The 246-nt window shown below is 58.9% G+C and carries 1 protein-coding gene; it reads right to left on the minus strand.

All coding sequences use genetic code 11. The features are described from left to right. Positions 1-246 (minus strand): transposase (locus tag GWC77_RS29010; protein ID WP_173263104.1); only part of this gene is annotated, 246 nt, incomplete at both ends.

Consider the following 246-nt stretch of genomic DNA (forward strand, 5'->3'; position numbering starts at 1 on the left):
CGAATCAGGTGGACGATGCACGTCTGCAGCGTGGTTGCCGGAAATACCACCGCCAGCGCCTCTGGCATCCCCTTCAAGCCGTCGGTGACGGCAATCAGAATGTCGTTCACGCCGCGCGTCTTTAGATCGTTGAACACTTTCATCCAGAACTTGGCGCCCTCGGTGTTTTCGATCCACAGGCCGAGAATATCCCGTGTGCCATCGGGCAGAACACCCAGCGCAAGGTAGACGGCCTTGTTGCGCACG

The organism is Paraburkholderia sp. NMBU_R16, from assembly GCF_013282575.1.
Classification (GTDB): Bacteria; Pseudomonadota; Gammaproteobacteria; order Burkholderiales; family Burkholderiaceae; genus Trinickia.